We start from the raw sequence: 18436 nt of genomic DNA, 5'->3' as shown, positions 1-18436 counted from the left end.
AGACTCCTTAATTTATTTCATATATATTTCTTTTGTGTCTAACTTTTGGACTTGGAGCAATAGTTTTCTTGCTCAGATAATTACCCAACATATTTGTGAGAGTATAAATTCCTACACAGGCAAGATGAACAAAAAGTACCGCCATAATTGTTCCATTTAATTTTACAAAATCTTTGTAAATGATTGAAACAAATTTAATTACTAATGGGTTGTAAAATGTTATGAAACTAATTGCAGTTAAGTCTGAAATTGTTGACAACTTTGATGTAGATATATTCTTGCGAATAAATACTCAAGAAAGAGAAAACGCCAGCAATATTATTGTTAATACTAAGGCAATTCATTGACGAGCTTTGGGAATCTCTATGAAAATTGTTCAGTTATAAATAAAACTCAAGTAATTCATAAACATTAAAATTAAATCTTCGTGTGCTGCTAGAATAAACATTACTGATAAACCAGCAAATAGCAAAGGTAAGAAGAGAACAAAGAAGTTATTATTCTTATCAAACGAAGTTTCAAACTTAATTATTCTAGAATATTTTTTTGCCATAAAGTAAATTACGATGAAAAATAGTAATACAATTGCACCAAAGAAAGCGGATTGGAAGTATAATTTTTCAAAGAAGTTAAAAAATACTAAATTAATTAATGGGAATAAAGATATTTTTATAATATCTTTGGTGTAATTGTTTTGCGAAATTCTTTGCAAAGCAAAGACAATGGCATATAGTAAAAATATTATCGGGTATGAATTCTCTCAAGAAAATGAAATATAACTTCCTAGGATAAAACCAATTACTAAAGGAAGGTTATGCTCGCGGAATTTGTGATTAGAGTAACTTATTAATAAAGTTAGTGCATAAAAAATTAGGTAGACAAAATAAGTCATCTCATTAAATAATTTCAGACCAACATAGCCCAAGAAAAATTTTAAACCTATTATATAAAAGATTGTCATGAATACTCCAAATTGGCGATATCCTTGATGTTCAACATCGTTAAATCTAGTAATTACGACCATAAAAATTGAGGCAACTATAAAAGCGTCAATAATAAAATTGAAACTATTAATCAGTTGGAAGTAATCATTTGGGGTGGCTTTAGTAATTATGATCATTCCCATTTGTAATGCATATCAAGATTGTAAAACTTTATATCCTAGATTGTTAACTGGGTTTTTACCATTGAAAAATGAGATTGGTTTGTTTTTGAAAGTATCTAAAATTAAAAGTGTTCCTTTGTGACTTGTAAAATCACCTGTTCCAAATATTTTACCACTGAAGAGATTAACAGACATTATTAATACAACAACAATTACAAATATAAGAGAAGAAATTGATAAGAAAGTAGAAGTAATTCAATACCTAAATAATAGTACACAAACTATTAAATACAACTGTGATAATACTATTGTGTAATAGATAAAGAAAACATACGGAAGAGCACTAAACAGTTGCAAAGGGAACGTTAAAATAGTTAAAGTTGCGAAGTACGAAAAAAATCCCAAAGCAATATTTGCAAATGGGTTTTTAGTTCTTAATTTCATAATTTCTGCTATTATTGATCCTGAAGTATAACTAATAAAAAGTATAAAAGTTGCAAAACCAAGAGCATATAAAGATAACTGCATGACAATACTCCTTTTTTTAATTATATCATAGAGTTTTATTGCAAATTTCTATTTTAAGATTTAGGTAATGAAATTAAAACAAAAAAAATGTATACTTTAAGTGTTAACAAAAGGAGAACATTTTATGTCAAATAGCCTAATTCATGAGATTAAAAACAGAAAATACATTACAACTCAGGATAATATTGTTTTTAGAACAATTCTTGATGTTGTTTCAAGTGTTTTTACTGACGAAAACAAAATATCATATATTACAGGAAATTATAAAATTAGCGAAAATGAGCAAGTTTGATTTCCTAATTTTGTAACAGAGAAAAAGAAAGAATTAGAAATCGAAAAAGGTTATGCAATTTATCCCAATAAGGCCTTGGATACTATTTATAAATTCGAATCAGAGAGAACCTTAGATTTTAAGAAAAAACAAGCCGCTAAACAAAAGGATTTAAAATTAGCAGTTTTTGGTAAGTTCTTCGAAAAAGAAATGGTTATTGGCTATCATTTTTTAGGAGTTTTTGTTTTTGATTCATTTGAAGATGACCAATGCAATATCATGGTTTACAAAAAGATTGCAGATAAGTTAGATTTGCGATAGTACTCAAAAATTTACAAAAAAATCTTGAAAACATTTGTTTTCAAGATTTTTTTATTGTAATTATTTCTTTGCTGAAACAACCCCAAGAATTCCCCCGACTAAAGTGGCAACCCCTGATGCTAGTGATAGTAAAGTTATTACTCCAACTCCTGATAATAACATTCCTAATACAGCAAATCCTCCAGTAACGATTGCTAGAATATAACCAACAAAGTTTAATTTAGTGCTTTTCATTAAAACAAAAATTAATGCTAATAGTGGCAATATCATTCCCGCAATTGATAAACCGATGAATAAAACCATGGCTATACCCTTAACAGCAACTGATTCATCCGATGCTACTGTTATACCGACAATACCTAAGATCATTCCGATAAGTGCTAACACAACCGAGATACTAGTACCAACGATTGTTAAAATTTTACTTGCTTTTTTCATATAAAATACCTTTCTTACTTTTTTATTATACACAATTAATACAGTCTATTGAAATATAGACTTAATAATTTTAATAATTTAAGCTAAATAAATAAAAGCCAGTTTTTCAGATTATTTCCTGTCAAAAACAATACCAAGGATTCCCCCAACTACTGTTGTGATTGCTGCTAGTATTGTAATAATTTCTCAAGCTCTGGTTGTTCCAAAATTTGACGGCACCGGGACAATTAATATCGCAAGTACCCCGGCTAAAATCGATAGAATATAACCAACTAGGTTAATTTTCTTACTTTTTAATAAAATAAAAATTAAAGCTAATAACGATAATACTATTTCGGTAATTGAAATCAGCAACGTAATTCCAACCCCAAAAGCTATGGTACTAGAACTGATTTCTCCCATATTTGAAATTACAATAGTAACTCAAATCATTGCAATAAATATTTGTAATATAGTAACACTTGTACCAACCAACGTTGTAATTTTGCTTGCCTTTTTCATTTAAAATCCCTTTTCTTTACAAATACATTATACATAATTAAATGGAACTGCTAAGATATAAATATTAATAATTATGAATTCTGATTTTGAAAAATTTTCATAAAATTAAATGGCCTAAATAAAAATAGTATTTTGTCTATTTTAAGCTATCAAATTAAAAATTAATTTTAAAATTATTTTCTATCAAAAACAATACCAAGGATTCCTCCAGTCGCTGTTGTAATTCCCACGACTATTGTCAAAATTACAAAAACTGTTATAAAACCAAAAGTAGAAACTATTCCTACTATTATCAAAGTTAGTAATCCAGATAACATCGCTAATATATAACCAGTTAACCTGAATTTTTTATTTTTTAATAAGACAAAAATTCCCGCCAATAATGGTAGAATCATTGCGATAACTAATACAATCGCGGTAATTACCACTCCAAAAAATTTGTTATAATCACCAATGCCTTGCATATCTAAAATTATCATCCACATACCCAGCATAATAATAAACATTAGAAATATCGTTATAATTGAGCCAATCATTGTAATAATCTTGCTAGTCTTTTTCATTTTAAATCTCTTTTCTTTACAATTATATTATACATAATTAACAACAATTTCTTGAATATTATAATATAACAAAAAAACAACCCTTAACAGAGATCGTCCTCTGAAATTGGGTTGATTTTAAAATATTATTTTTTTTCTTTTTTAATTTTAACTTCTTTTTGTTGAATTTCTTCTTCCAAATTTTTATTCTTCTTTGTAAATCAAATTGCTTTGGCTTGTTGCCAACCCTTTGTTTGTAAATCAACAAAGAACTGATTGAAGGTAATTACAAACAAACATAAAATAATTGGTATTACAAAGAATCAATAATAAGATTGTGGCTCAGAAGTCAGGATTCTAATACTATTAATTGACCCTGGTGGACCACTTGTTAATCATCCATCTTGTATTGCCACAAGGTTATTACCTCGCGCAATCCCATTCATTACATATTGAATTATTGGGGTTCAAATTAACATTAACAATTGTGTTGATGCAGCATATGTTCCACTAGCATGTTTAATAGCATAATAGTACATTGTTCGACCAAAAGCCAATAGAATACCACAGCCAATAAATTTCAATGCCACAACCCAAGACTGCATTATTTCAAATGAAGCTCAACCATTAAGAAAAGCATGTCCATAACTTTCAGCAGTTATATCACTAGAACTTCAAAAATCAATTGAACTTGCTAATGGCATTAAGATAATCATAAATAATGCTGAAAAAGTTGTTTTAATAAAACTTGTTTCTTGAAATGGGAAATTAAATTCTGAATATTTCATTAGTTTTTCCATACCAATTGCTTCTAAGGTATACAAACCAGCTGCAATTAGAGCAAAAACAATTCCCAAAATTGATTGTACTTGAATTTTTTCAGCTACTCCAAAAGTTGTTACAAAACCCACCATCAAGATGGCAGTAATTATTAATGCTACGATTGTATAATTTGATTGTTTTTGTTTTAAAAATACCATTGCAGCAATTGCACAAAATACTGGTTGCAAGTTCAACAACATTGAACCAATAGTTCCATCACTCAATCCTGCACCAGTCATTACAAACAATGCTGCAAGAGTGATAAATACCATCGCGATAGGACCACCAAGGAATCCTAGCAAGACAATAAATCACGCTTTACGGTGCTTTAATAATTTAAATGATCTAAAAGCTCTCATTGGGCCAAAGATAAATAGCATTGTTACAGCTGCAGCAATTTCTTGCCACGTTACATATAGGGTTGATATTGTATAGGTCCCATAACGACCTAATCCCGAAACTGGATTTTCAATTGCGGTTTCGATATTACTTAGCAGCGGCATTAACGAATAAATAACCGCACTACAAAGACCAACAAAAATCCCGATCAAAACGACACGATGATTTTTTTCAACTAAATTTTCACTTTGAAACGTTATCGTATTTTCGGATTTTACTTCTTGTTTTTTCATTTTTTTAACCTTTCATTTTATAAACTTTTTTTAATTCCGAAATATTGGAGTCTAAATTTTCTTTATTGCTTAGACTTTTAGCAATTTCTTCTTCATTAATACTTAAATATTCTTGAACAATTATATTCCCTTTGGAATTTAAATCTGCTAAAGAAATATTATTTTTCTTTAATCTCTCTTGGCGTTCAGCTTCTTTTCGTCGCCTGTACCTTTCTCCGAGAATTGGAAATCTTCGAACGATCCCCATAACCATTCCTGGTGACAATATTAATGCAACTGTGAAAATTAATCCAATTGATGCAAAAACTGTTGCAAAAAATAATCCAACAAGAGGAATGAAAGATAGCGTTGCTAAATTAAGTGGTACCATTTTATCAATTACTGTAAACTGAATAATTGGAGAAATGGCTGCTGGTATCATTAATATCAAGGCGTTTTGAAAAACGTTTTTAATATTTGAGTTATAAGTTGCGTACCGATAAACGTAAAACCATAAATATGAATAGCGGGCTAATAAAAACGATAGTTTTAAAATCATAAAAGACATCAAAGCATAAACCAAGTACATGTCGCCACCAAAACTAGTAAAGGTTATTGCTCCCGTTGAAATAAAGGCAATGACTATATAACTAAAACCTAAGTAGTTTTGAACCTTAGTAACTTCAGCATAGCGACTTTTAGCTTGGATTATATTAATTTGAGCTTCACACAAAATTGATAAACTGGTAATTCCAGCGAATATTACAGAAAAAGTTGGATTATAAAAAACATATCTATACATTATTAATTGCGAAGCTGTTCAGATATTATCTACTGACGGATTGGCTATTTGAGATTCCATTAGATTACCATATAAGGCACTTACTAAGTATGGAGATAAAATTGACATATTAATAAAAGTAAAACCAGCAACTATATAAGTATAAATCTCATATTTGGCGTAACTATTTCAATAGATTCTTCCGTTTTTCATTACAAGGACTACGAAGAATTCTCTAAATGACGTGATGAAATTTGTCATAATTAGACGAATATTAACGGCGATAACAAAATAAAGCGAAAGCACTGAAGAAGCATTTAGTCCTAAAAGAACCGCTGCTATTAGGATGTCGGTGTTCATTAAAACGGATGTTCCTAAACTACTTCTTGAAATCTTTGTAGCTGATGTTTTCAATTGATAACTATTTAAATCCGGATTAAACTTAATCCACAAGTAATTCCGCTTGACATAGAGCATAATCATAAGACCCCGAATTGGAGAATAAAGTAGCATTGATAAAAAAGGAATAATTGGATCAACAGTCCGCAAGGTTAAAAGGTAAAAGAATAACGAATATACAATAACATCAGTGAAAAGAATAACAATTTTTCTAACGGTGTTTTCACTATCAGCGGCAATAACATTTTCATAAACTCCAAATATTACTCCAGCTCCAAGATTTTTACATCCAAATAGTAAGATAATTAAAAGCATTTGTCAGTAAGGAGCGAATGTCACCTCTGATTTCCCATTTAAGGCGATTCCAAAATGCTCAAAAAAGTTTGAAAAATCTGTAGTTGAACTACTGATAATTACTCACAATGGGTAAAACACTGCTGATAGTATTAATAAAGTTATTGATAATTTAGCACCACGACGATAGTTTTTCTTTGCAGTAGAAAATACTTCATTTGCAGTAATTCAGTCTCTTTGAGCAATTGGCTTTACAAGTAGAATTGTGGTAGCAATTCCCAAGGCCCCATCAGCTGTTCCGATGATAGCCCCAATTGCTGTAGCGATTTTGACAAACCCGTTAAATGTGGCTCCAAAATTTTGTAAAACGAAGTAAAGGGTTAAAAATTGAATCAATGCGCCGAACAAAGAAATTATTGTTCCAACGATTGTACTTGTAATTCCATATTTTGTTGAAACCATATTTTACCCCTTTAAACTCTATTATATAATTTTAACATATCAAATTATTTGATATGTTATTTGTTTAAAATTTATGCAATTCTTTTATTTTACCTTTAATGTCAAATTTTTGATCATTAAGATATTCTAAAGGAGAGTTTAGATTGTGGAAGCTTATTTCTATCGCAAAAAGCATAATAGATTTTTGGCCTGTACGATTTTGATATCCGTAACGAAAATCATTAACCACGGGATTATCAAAATATTCTAAGGTAGCTCTAATTTGGTGCTTCCGTCCGGTTTGTAAAATTATTTCAACCCAGTTACCATTTTCAGTAGCGAAAGGATAAAAGCTGGTTTGAACTTTTTTATATCCCTCATCCTCGTCTTCTTGAAAAATCGCTTTTTGTAAATCCGAGTCATACTTAATTCAACCCACAGCCTCCAAATTATTATTAACTTTTCTTTCAAGATTAGCTCAATAAGTTTTTTTTATTTTATTTTTGTCATTAATAGCCTCACTTAGACTTTCTAGAGCTTGACGATTTTTAGCATATATTACCAATCCTCTAGTTAGTTTGTCAATTCGATGAACGTGACTAACAACAAAGCTATTTTCTTCTTCTGGTGCATATTCACCTTTAGAAACCAAATAAGATTTAACCTGATCATCTAGGGCAATGTTAATCGGAGAATGAATCTCTAAATTATGAGGTTTATCTACAATCAAAATATTGTTATCCTCATAAACAATTTCTAAATCTGAGAAATCAGCCTCTTTAAAATTATCTCTTACAAGAGTTCTATTAGTATCAAAAACCATTATTTCATCACCAAGATTAATTAAAAATTTTTGATCCCTGATTTTTTTACCATTAACCTTAATTTTACCGGTTCTAAATCACTTATAAATTACTGAAAGCGGAGTATCTGAATAGCGTTTTTTAATGAACTTAAAAAGCGACTGACCCGTATCATTGCTTTGAACTTTAATTAATTGCATAAACACTCACCAATATCATTATAAATGAAATTAAGTTGCTTGTCGCATGAATAAATCAAGTATAAGTCACATTACCACGGCATATATTAAAGGCAGTTGCTAAAACAATTCCTGCAATTAAATACTCTAATAAGTGCTCAAAGTCCCCGGTAGCAGATATATGAATGTAGGCAAATAGAACTGCAGACATTATTCAGCCAATTCAACGGTTTGAAGCACCAGTAAAGACTCCGTCCCTAAATACTATCTCCTCCATTAATGGAGCGACAATTACGGTAAATACAAATAGTGAAATAATGTATAAAATTTGTGAACCAAGATTCCCTTGTGTTAAAGGTCGAACTAAACTTTCTTGATTTTCTGAGTTATTTTGAGAAAATCCAAGAGCACTACTAATTGTTCCATAAATTAATGAGAGAATGAATATCGATGCTGCACCAATTGCCGCCACTAAAAGTAGCATTTTAAAGTTTTGTTTTAAAGTCTTATAAACCCTTGATTTTAGTTCATCAACACGACTAAAAACTCAGTAAATTAAAGTTAATAATACAATCGCTTGAATCAACAATAAAATTGAACTTGTTCAATAATCAGGAATACCTAAGAAACCAATTGGAGACAGTAATAGCGATAACACTATTGGCAAAACAACATAAGCATAGTACATAAATAAGGTTGTTTTAAACATAAGCGAGCGTCGCTTGTCTCAAATAATAAAGAATCCAATCCCGTTTGAAACAATGCTGATAGCCAAATTGATTAAACCTAATCCATCTGAAAAACCACCATCAAGGGAGAAAGCCAATCTTAAAACAAGTCCTGAAAAAAACGGTACAATTAATCCAGTTATAAAAAATATTATTCCTATATTTTTATCAATATAGGTACTGAAATTAAAAGGAAAGTTACCGTCAACTCACCGGCTGGGTATTTGAACCTTTTCCCATCCTTTTTTGTTTTCTTTGATTTTTTGTCTTGCGTCTTCATTAAAATCAGATTTTTTGTCTTGTTTTTGCATAAATAATGACCTCCATATAAATTAATTTTACTTTAATAATGCAATTTTTAATTATTAATATAATATTATCTTATGTGTTAAATAGAGAGAAGGAAATAAATGTTTAAAAGAATAGAACTAGACCAGGGAACCAGTTTCCTTGAACCAGTACTTTCAAAAGAACAAATCGATTTACACTACAACAAGTTTCATCTTGAATATGAAGACAAACTTAACAAAGGATTGGGTTCCTACCCATTACCAAGATTCGTGGAGGATCTAAATGATTTGGTTAAAAGCTACTTAAGCCTGCCAAAAGAACTCCATATTCTTGTTCGCCAATACGGCGGGGGTTTAATGAATTTAAACTTTTTCTTTAAGAACTTCAAAAAAGATGTAACTTTAAAAGAAGGTATTCTAAAAGATGCCATCTTTAAAAACTTTAGCACTCTAGATGAATTTTGCAAAGAGATGATTAGAAATGCATTGTCAATCTTCGGAAGTGGATGAACGTGACTAGTTTTAGACAGAAATAAGAATATGCGTGTTTACAACACTTTCAATCAGGATAATCCATGATTTTTGGGCATGACTCCATTAATTGGATTATGCCTTTGAGAACACGCATACATTGTTGATTATGCCAATGATCGCGAAAAATATGTCGAAAACCTACTTACAATCATTGATTGAGATTATGTTCAAGAAATTTATGCAAATGCTTTAAAATAAGAGATTAGAAGAGATTATATAATAAGCAAAAAACGGAAATTAAATTCCGTTTTTTTATTTTATGACTGCTATTAAATCGCCTTTTTTTACTTTTCCTTTTGCAAGTACTTCGATAGTTTTACCTTCAAGTGAATCTTGAGTGAAAACTAATGGAGTTTTTAAAGAAGGAACTTTACTTCTAATTCCTTCCAAATCAACCATTACAAGAGGAGCTCCAACTTTAACTGATTCTCCTTGTTTCACTTTGATATCAAAACCAACACCATCAAGGCTTACAGTATCTAAACCGATGTGTAATAAAGCTTCAAGACCTGATTTATGCTTAATTCCATATGCATGTCCTGAAGGAAAAACTGTAACTAGTTTTCCTTCCATTGGTGCTACAAAATCACCATTTGCTGGATCGATTGCAAAACCATCTCCAAGCATTTTTTCCGAGAAAACTTCGTCTTCTACTTTTTCAAGACCAATTATTTCACCATCACATGGTGCAAATATTTGTACATCTTTATTTTTACTAAATAAACTCATATTCATCCTCCGATTACATTAATATAATACCATTTATAAACGATATTTTATAAATTATTTTACATAGTTATGTTATGAAAAGAATTTAATATAATTAAATTCAGACAATTATTTAATCTAATTCTTTTATCAAATTATTTTGAATTAATATTTTTTCTAATTTATCAATTCTTGCTTGGTAAAATTCGCGATCTTTTTGCAATCTTTCTTCTCAAATTTTATGAGCCTTGATTAACTCTTGCTCAATTTCTTGTGAACATTTTGACATTTTGATTTCATACTCCCTTAAACATTTTCTTATGTCTTTATTGTATCTGGTTTTATCAAAAGTTGTTGGTTGCATTTTATTAATAAATGATTTGACATCAACGGGTGTTGCGCTTCCGTCCGCAACCCAGACACACGGTTTACCTTTTTCCTGACCAATTATTATTTTTATTTTTCTAAAATCAATTTCTATTTTTTCGTTCATATTTTATCCTCCAACTTTATTTCGCAAGTAAATAAAGCATTGTGGATTGGAAAATAAAAAAACTACTTATAAAAGTAGTTTTTAGAAATGATTGTTTTTAAACTTTAGCTTTTTTTAGCAATTCGTCAACTAGTTTAATTACATCATCAGTTGTTTCACAATCTAACGCTTGTTCTGCTAGTTTTTGTGTGTCTTTTAAGTCAAGTTTTGACATAATGCTTCTTGCTCTTAAAATACTTGTTGCAGACATACTAAATGCATCTAATCCTAAACCCATTAGTAATGGCAACGCTTTGGGTTCTCCAGCCATTTCCCCACACATTCCAGCTCATTTACCATGTTTGTGAGCTCCATCAATTGTCATTTTTAATAATCTCAAAATTGAAGGATTGTATGGTTGGTATAGGTAGGTAACATTTTCACTCATTCTGTCAGCAGCCATTGAATATTGAACTAAATCATTTGTTCCCACAGAGAAGAAATCTGCGTGTTTTGCAAATTTTTCAGCGTTTACAGCAGCAGCAGGAATTTCCACCATCATTCCGATTTGTAAATCTTTTCCTACTTTTACCCCTTCTTTTTCAAGTTCTTTTTTACAGTCGAGAGTAAATTGTTTTGCTGCCTTAAATTCATCGATTGTGGCAATCATCGGGAACATAATTCCTAAAGGACCAAATGCACTAGCTCTTAATAAAGCTCTAATTTGTTCTCTAAAAATATCTTTACGGTCTAATGTAAATCTAATTGCACGATATCCTAAAAATGGGTTCATTTCTTCTGGAAATTTAAAGTAAGAAAGTTTTTTATCTCCTCCAATATCCAGAGTTCTGATTATTGTTACATGACCTTTCATGTCTTCAACTACTTTTTTATAAGCAACAAATTGTTCTTCTTCAGTTGGGAAGTGGTCGTTATCCATGTATAAGAATTCTGAACGGAATAAACCGATTCCTTCCCCACCATTATTTAAGACACCTTCAACATCTTTTGGAGAACCAATGTTCCCTTCAAGGATGAACTTATCATAACCGTCTTTTGTAACAGTTTTTTTATCTTTAAACGATTCTAATTCTTTTTTAAATTTTAAGAAATTTTCTGATTTTTCTTTTCACTCAGCTACTTTTGCTGGAGCAATTTCAAGTTCTCCTGATTCTCCATCAATAGCAATGATTTCACCACTTTTAACAGTTGAGGTAATATTTTTTAAACCCAATACTGCTGGAATTTCTAAGCTTCGCGCCATAATAGCAGCATGGCTAGTTCTTCCCCCGATGTTTGTAGCAAAACCTTTAACAAATTTTGGGTTTAGTTGAGCAGTTTGACTTGGAGTTAAATCATCAGCAACAATAATAACTTCTTCGTTGATTGTTGCTAAGTCTAAAACTGGCATTCCTAAAATGTAGCGAATTAATCTTTCGGTTACATCTTTTACATCTGCTGCTCTTTCTTTAAAGTAATCATCATCCATTGCTAAAAACATTGCTGAATATTTATCAGCGACTGATTTAACTGCAAAAGCAGCATTTAAACCTTCATTTTTAACGATTTGGTTTCATTCATCACTCATTGCTGGATCTTCTAGGATTTGCTCGTGAGCCTCAAAAATAGCTGCCTTTTCAGGTCCTAATTTTTCCATAGCAATCTTTTGTAAATTACTCAAGTCTGCTTTTGCTTTAGCAAGAGATGATTCAATTAATTTTAATTCCTTTTCAACATCTTTTGCTTTTGAATCAGTAACTTTAATGTGGTCTTCAACTAAAAGATAAGTTTTAGCAATCGCGATTCCATCACTAGCTCCGATTCCGGTTAATTTTTTACTCATATATATCTCCCTTTTATGTTCAATACTAATTATACATTTTAATTTTTCTAAAACTCATTTTTTTTCATAGAAAAAATTATTAATTTTAGAAGCTATTTTCCAAAAATAAAAAAAATCACCAAGGTGATTTTCAAAGTGAAATATTAGATAATTTCGTTTTCTTTCATTGCTTTTTCAATTGCAGCTATCGCGTCAGCTTCGTCTGCTCCTTTAGCTTCAATGGTAATTTCAGCTCCTGATTTAATCGCTAATGCCATTACGTTCATGATTGATTTTAGATTACCTTCTTTTCCATCAGATTTAATTTTGATATCTGATTGGAATTTTGAAGCTTCTTTAGCTAAAACTGACGCAGGTCTTGCATGCAAACCTACTTTGTCAATTACTTTTGCAGTAAATTGTGCCATTTTATAATCCTCCTATCGCTACTTTAATAATTATAAACTTTTTATATAATTTGTAAATACCTTTTATTTTAGTGTTTTATTACTTTTAGTGCTGGGCTATTTATTGCAACAGAAATAGCACCAAATTGCGGGTTATCAAAAGCCACCATTACTTGACGGTCCAATACCTTAGTAACAACACCTTTACCGAAGGCTAAATGTTCAACCAGAATACCTTTTTTATATTCTGAATCGATTTTCTGAGCTTTAGGCAAACTTTCACTAAAGTTATTATATTGATTAGAACTCATTGCTCCATCAGAGTGGAAGAAAATATTTTTTTCAAAATCGCATAATTCCTGATTTAATTCTTTAATAAACATACTTGCAGAAAGTTCTCCATCAGAAATATAAGAGCGTTCTCCCGAAACATATGATATAAACAATCTTTCTTCAGCCCTAGTAATTGCAACATATAGCGCGCGACGCTCTTCCTCAATTGCTTCAACTGAACTAAAAGCTGATTTTAGCGGAAATACAGCATTGTTTAATCCAGTGATAAAAACAACTTTATTTTCTAAACCTTTTGCAGCATGAACAGTTAATAATGTGACCTTATTAGCAGTAAAATTATCTAATTCTGAACTTTCTAATGCTTCGTTTTGTAGAAATGCTAAGACATGATTTTCTTCTCCCGCTTGTTCAACATTAAATTCATCATCATATGACTTAACTTGGTCTAAAAAAGCTTGTAGATTTTGCAAGTCATCGTCATCTTTATTCAAAAATTTAAGACGCTCTTCATAACCGGTTTTTTGAAGTAAGAATTTTGTGAATTCATCGATTCTCGGCATTTCCAGGAGCATTTCCTTAGCTTCACCTAATGCATCGCATAAATATTCCAAGTGTTTGGATATGTTCAAGGCATCAATTTTATGTTCTGTTAAGAGACTGTAGATCGAAATTCCTTGTTCAACAGCCTTTTGCTCAATTTTTTCAATTGTAACCGCACCTACTTTTGGAATAAAGTTTAAAACTCTTAAAGCAGCCAGATTATCTCCAAAAGCCGCTAGTTTAAGAAGTGCCAAAATATCTTTGATAACCTTTCGGTCTCTAAATTTTAAACCTCCAACTAATTGGAAAGGTATTTTAGCTATTCCTAAACTCTTTTCAAACTCAAGCGATCAAGCATTGATTCTATAAAGAATGTAAAAATCTGAATATTTGTAATTACCTGAATCAACTAATTCCTTAATTTTTTGAGTTACAAATTTAGCTTCAAATGCTTTTGAAGCAGTCTCTTTTAATGAGATCTTCTCCCCCACCGGGTTATTTGAGAAAACCGCCTTTGATTCACGATTTTTATTATTAGTGATAAAATCGCTAGCAAGATTTAGAATATTTTGTGTTGAACGGTAATTTTCTTTTAAAACAACAGTTTGAGCGTTTTTGTAAGCTTGCTTAAAGTTTAAAATAATATTTACTTTAGCACCTCTTCAAGAATATATGGTTTGGTCTGGATCACCAACAACAGTTAAATTATTTTTATCTTTTGTTAGTCAGTTTATCAAATCGAATTGAACATCATTGGTATCTTGAAACTCGTCAACCAAGACGTAATCAAACTTGTCTCGTCATTTTTTTTGAACTTCAAGATTATTTTTAAATAACTGATGAGTTAACAGTATTAAGTCATCAAAATCCACTGAGTTTGTTTTTTGTAATTCTTTTATATAGTTTTTGTATGTTTTAGCCATTTGAAAATCCATTTCACTAGTAGCAAAACCAGAAACATCATCAGGGGTTAAAAACTGATTCTTTCAAGATGAAATTTTGCTTAAAGCAATTTTTTCATATTTTCTCACCAAATCAGGACCTACATTAATTGATTTTAAAATTTTGCTTACAATTATTCTTTGGTCTGAATTGTCAATTATTAAAAAGTTTTTTTCAAGATTTACATTTGCATACTCTTCTCTTAGAACCCTAACACAAAAAGCATGGAATGTACTAATAAAGGGATTACCTCTAGTATCTGAAATCAAAGAACTAACTCTGCTTTTCATTTCCTTAGTAGCCTTGTTAGTAAATGTTACTGCTAAGATTCTTCAAGCCGGAATTTTAAGTTCATTAATTAGGTACGCAATTTTTGTTGTAATAACTTTGGTTTTACCACTTCCAGCACCAGCAATTACCCTTAAAGGAACTTGGGTAATTGTTACAGCTTCTAATTGGTCTGGGTTTAAATCCCTTATAATATTTTCGTTCATAAATTCTCCTAGTCTATTTCTTCGATTTCGCGAATAATATCATCACTAATTTCTCCTGGACGGTTTTCATCTAAATGAATATGTCGGCTATTAGTTTTGGTATCATTGCCATCGTCTTTTGCTTTTTCGATTATTGGGTTCTTCTTGACCACAAAAATATTATATTTCAAATCAATACCGCTTTGATTATTTTCTTGAACTTTGATTGTGATAAACATGAATGCTGCCCAAGCTAAATAGAACAAATCACCAAATCTAGCAATTCCAAAGGCAATTCAAAATCCATTTGTCATTATATCATCGTTGTTGTGATCGCCCAAGTAAAAAATACCTAAAGCAATAACTTTAATCAAAAAAGATATTAATCACGGCAACAGGACAAAAAAACCTTCACGAAAAAATATTTTTTTGAACCCCACTTTTTCGCGACTCTTAATGCTTATTTGAAAAACTTTTTTACCAATTGTGTTCCCCGAAATAAAGCAAGGGATTATTATAAAATAAATTATTAGTAATGATAATGCAAAAAAAGCATTGATTAAAATGCCAATTCATCCGTCTATTTTTAAAAATAATTGCAATATAAGCATCGGCAAGGCGGAAATTACTAAATCAAAAGTTCTTGCGAAAGTAATTCTCGTTAAAGAAGCGACTTCTCATGTTGCTGCTTCTTTATTTGTAACTTGTTTCATAAATTAAGAACTCTTTAAAATCTCTTTAAAATAATCTTTTAAATTATTAATGGTGTCATTAAATTCGGGTTCTAAGTTTTTTTTGAAAACTTCATTTTCCTTGATTTCCTCTAGTTTATTTCCAACTTTTCTCTCAACAAAAGCCACACCTTTTTTTACTAAAACTTTATTTTCAAATTTAGTTATCATTCATAAAAAGCGATAAATAATATCCTTGTAATAAGCATAATAAATTTCTTCTTTTAAATTTTTAAATTTTCCAACACGACGATAGTAGTTCATAACATGGGGTCATTGGTTTACCAAGTCAAAGGCTGAATATTTCACAACGCTCAAACGGTGATTCATTAAAATATCACTTATATACATAAAGTTATTTGCTTGTCCCAAAATTTTGTAAACAAACAAAGCGTCAAATCTAGTGAATCTTCTAAAAGAAAAATTATGATCTTTTACAAATTCAGTTCTAAATAACTTATTGTAAATTATTGGATTAGTATAAGCAAATGGCTCGTGTTCGACTTTTAAATCATAAAGTTTATCTGACTCTAAAACTGAATCTGAGTGAGAATCACTTAATTTTGTATACTGAATTGAAAATTCAATTAAGTCAATTTTATCTGGAGACTTAGTAACAATATCTTCAATCCTTTGAATAAAGTTAGGATCGATAGTATTACCCTCTTTTAAGAAAATGAAATATTGACCTGTCGCCAACTCAATTCCCATATTTCAAGCATAAGCTGTTCCTTGATTTTTTGTATTAAAGACTACTTTTAAATTTGGATTTCTTTTAAAATCTTGTCTTAATAGCTGTTCACAATCTGCATCATTACCTTCATTTATAACAATAATTTCATAATTCTTATTTATTTGTTGTTGAATGCTGTAAAATGATTCCACTAGTCGGGTTTTTTTACCTTGGGTGGCAATAATAATTGAAACTAACATGACATCACTCTCATTTCATATAATAATTTTACACTATTTATGCTTTATAAAGTTTAAAAAGTTTTTTTAGATATTTATGCTTTAAAGTGATTTACTAATTAAAAAACCTAGAACTAAATCTAGGCTGTTTATTAAAATAATAAGTTTTTAGGTGTTCTTGGAAATGGAATAACATCTCTAATGTTACTCATTCCTGTCACGTACATAATTAATCTTTCAAATCCGATTCCAAATCCTGCTGATTTATAATAACCATATTGACGTAAATCTGTATATCAAGCGATTTCTTCTTCACTCATTTTTAACTCTTTAATTCGATTCATTAATTTTGAGTAGTCATCTTCTCTTTGACTTCCCCCAACTAATTCCCCAATTCCAGGAACTAATAAATCAACCGCTGCAACAGTTTTGTTATCATCATTTAACTTCATATAAAAAGACTTAATTTCTTTGGGATAATCTGTTACAAATGTTGGTTTTTTGTTATGAACTTCACAAATATATCTTTCGTGTTCTGTTCCTAAATCAAGACCAAATACAATGTTATTTTCCTCAAATTTATGACCATTTTTAATAGCTGTTTTAAGAACTTCTAGAACTTCTTCATATTTCATAACTGAAAATTGTGAATCCACTATTCCTTTAAGTTTATTAATTAAACCTTCCTCTTGGTTCGCTTCTAAGAATTCCAACTCCTCTAAGTTGTGAGCAAAAATATATTCAATAACACTTTTTAGCATCGCTTCAACCAATTTAATATTTTGATTTAAATCTGCAAACGCAACTTCGGGTTCTATCATTCAAAATTCTGATGCATGCCTTGAGGTAAAAGAATTTTCAGCTCTAAAAGTTGGTCCAAAAGTATAAACATTTTTAAAGGCCTGAGCATAAGCTTCTGCATTTAATTGTCCCGAAACTGTTAGAGATGCTTTTCTACCAAAGAAGTCCTGATCATATTTATCATCACTTCGGGTTGTGACTGTAAAAGCTTCACCAGCACCTTCTGCATCGTTTCCTGTTATAATTGGGGTTTGAACATAAACAAAACCATTTTCTTGAAAGAACTTGTGAATTGCAAATGACAAACTAGAACGAATTCTAAAAACCGCATTGTAAGTTTTAGTTCTGGCGCGTAACTGAGCGATTTCTCTTAAAAACTCTGGTGAGTGTTCTTTTTTTTGTAGTGGATATTCTTCAATCGCTTGATCAAGCAAGTTTATTTCTTCAGCTTGTAATTCAAACGGTTGCGGTTTTCCTGGAGTTAAAATTAAAGTTCCAATAACTTCAACAATTGAGCTAACTCTTGATTGCACAGCTGAATCAAAACCTTTAGTTTCGGGTTTATAAACAACTTGCAAATCATTTAAAGTTGTCCCGTCGTTCACCACCATAAAAGAAACTACTTTCCCTTGGCGATTACTACGAACTCGCGCAATTAATGATATTTTCTTTTTATCTAATTTTTTAAAACTAGAAAATAACTCTTTTAAGTCCATATTTTTTCCTCTTTTTCGTTAAGTAAATTA

Annotated in this window: 18 protein-coding genes; 2 read left to right on the top strand and 16 right to left on the bottom strand. The window is 30.4% G+C overall.

Translation table 4 applies throughout. From position 1 onward, the window contains the following. Positions 1 to 7 precede the first annotated feature (7 nt). Entirely contained in the window at positions 8 to 1633 is a 1626-nt protein-coding gene (locus SALLE_RS00595) for a hypothetical protein (protein ID WP_115557720.1), read from the bottom strand. 124 nt (positions 1634 to 1757) lie between these two features. On the opposite strand from SALLE_RS00595, the gene SALLE_RS00590 reads away from it, so the two are divergent. Next, entirely contained in the window at positions 1758 to 2225 is a 468-nt protein-coding gene (locus tag SALLE_RS00590) for a hypothetical protein (RefSeq protein ID WP_115557719.1), read from the top strand. Positions 2226 to 2285: 60 nt separating this feature from the next. Here the strand turns inward: SALLE_RS00590 and SALLE_RS00585 are convergent, their stop codons facing one another. From SALLE_RS00585 to SALLE_RS00555, 7 genes are all read right to left on the bottom strand, one after another. Then, entirely contained in the window at positions 2286 to 2663 is a 378-nt protein-coding gene (locus SALLE_RS00585) for a hypothetical protein (protein WP_115557718.1), read from the bottom strand. 111 nt (positions 2664 to 2774) lie between these two features. Then, positions 2775 to 3164 (bottom strand): hypothetical protein, encoded by a 390-nt coding sequence (locus tag SALLE_RS00580; protein ID WP_115557717.1) that lies wholly within the window; start codon positions 3162 to 3164, stop codon positions 2775 to 2777. A gap of 173 nt (positions 3165 to 3337) precedes the next feature. Then, positions 3338 to 3727 carry a hypothetical protein gene (locus SALLE_RS00575; protein ID WP_115557716.1) on the bottom strand — a complete coding sequence of 130 codons (390 nt, stop codon included), beginning with the start codon at positions 3725 to 3727 and terminating at the stop codon, positions 3338 to 3340. 125 nt (positions 3728 to 3852) lie between these two features. Beyond that, a complete protein-coding gene (locus SALLE_RS00570; protein ID WP_115557715.1) occupies positions 3853 to 5160 on the bottom strand; it encodes a DMT family transporter in 1308 nt (435 codons plus the stop codon). 4 nt (positions 5161 to 5164) lie between these two features. Then, positions 5165 to 7075, bottom strand: a complete 1911-nt coding sequence (locus SALLE_RS00565; protein ID WP_115557714.1) for a hypothetical protein — start codon at positions 7073 to 7075, stop codon at positions 5165 to 5167. Positions 7076 to 7139: 64 nt separating this feature from the next. Beyond that, positions 7140 to 8057: a pseudouridine synthase gene (locus SALLE_RS00560; RefSeq protein ID WP_115557713.1), complete on the bottom strand. Its 918-nt coding sequence runs from the start codon at positions 8055 to 8057 to the stop codon at positions 7140 to 7142. After that, complete coding sequence (locus SALLE_RS00555; protein ID WP_115557712.1) at positions 8044 to 9075, bottom strand: CPBP family intramembrane glutamic endopeptidase; 1032 nt, start codon at positions 9073 to 9075, stop codon at positions 8044 to 8046. The genes SALLE_RS00560 and SALLE_RS00555 overlap by 14 nt, the downstream gene beginning before the upstream one ends. A gap of 99 nt (positions 9076 to 9174) precedes the next feature. Between SALLE_RS00555 and SALLE_RS00550 the strand changes: the two genes are divergently transcribed. Beyond that, positions 9175 to 9786, top strand: coding sequence for a superoxide dismutase (locus SALLE_RS00550; RefSeq protein WP_115558707.1), 612 nt, complete (start codon positions 9175 to 9177; stop codon positions 9784 to 9786). Positions 9787 to 9840: 54 nt separating this feature from the next. Here SALLE_RS00550 and SALLE_RS00545 read toward each other — a convergent pair whose 3' ends face one another. The 8 genes from SALLE_RS00545 to asnS form a co-directional block, all read right to left on the bottom strand. After that, positions 9841 to 10317, bottom strand: a complete 477-nt coding sequence (locus SALLE_RS00545; protein ID WP_115557711.1) for a PTS sugar transporter subunit IIA — start codon at positions 10315 to 10317, stop codon at positions 9841 to 9843. Positions 10318 to 10429: 112 nt separating this feature from the next. Then, entirely contained in the window at positions 10430 to 10789 is a 360-nt protein-coding gene (locus tag SALLE_RS00540) for a hypothetical protein (RefSeq protein ID WP_115557710.1), read from the bottom strand. Between the two features lie 97 nt (positions 10790 to 10886). Further along, positions 10887 to 12611, bottom strand: a complete 1725-nt coding sequence (ptsP, locus tag SALLE_RS00535) for a phosphoenolpyruvate--protein phosphotransferase (RefSeq protein WP_115557709.1) — start codon at positions 12609 to 12611, stop codon at positions 10887 to 10889. Positions 12612 to 12754: 143 nt separating this feature from the next. Continuing rightward, positions 12755 to 13018: an HPr family phosphocarrier protein gene (locus SALLE_RS00530; protein WP_115557708.1), complete on the bottom strand. Its 264-nt coding sequence runs from the start codon at positions 13016 to 13018 to the stop codon at positions 12755 to 12757. 68 nt (positions 13019 to 13086) lie between these two features. After that, positions 13087 to 15267, bottom strand: a complete 2181-nt coding sequence (locus tag SALLE_RS00525) for an ATP-dependent helicase (RefSeq protein ID WP_115557707.1) — start codon at positions 15265 to 15267, stop codon at positions 13087 to 13089. Between the two features lie 8 nt (positions 15268 to 15275). After that, complete coding sequence (locus SALLE_RS00520) at positions 15276 to 15959, bottom strand: RDD family protein (protein ID WP_115557706.1); 684 nt, start codon at positions 15957 to 15959, stop codon at positions 15276 to 15278. Positions 15960 to 15962: 3 nt separating this feature from the next. Beyond that, positions 15963 to 16910 carry a glycosyltransferase family 2 protein gene (locus SALLE_RS00515; RefSeq protein WP_115557705.1) on the bottom strand — a complete coding sequence of 316 codons (948 nt, stop codon included), beginning with the start codon at positions 16908 to 16910 and terminating at the stop codon, positions 15963 to 15965. A 131-nt stretch (positions 16911 to 17041) separates the two neighbouring features. Further along, positions 17042 to 18406, bottom strand: coding sequence for an asparagine--tRNA ligase (gene asnS, locus SALLE_RS00510; RefSeq protein ID WP_115557704.1), 1365 nt, complete (start codon positions 18404 to 18406; stop codon positions 17042 to 17044). Positions 18407 to 18436 lie beyond the last annotated feature (30 nt).

This window comes from Spiroplasma alleghenense, assembly GCF_003363775.1.
Classification (GTDB): domain Bacteria; phylum Bacillota_I; class Bacilli_A; order Mycoplasmatales; family Mycoplasmataceae; genus Spiroplasma_B; species Spiroplasma_B alleghenense.
Note: the sequence above shows the minus strand (reverse complement) of the source record. Positions and strands in the feature narration are given on the sequence as shown.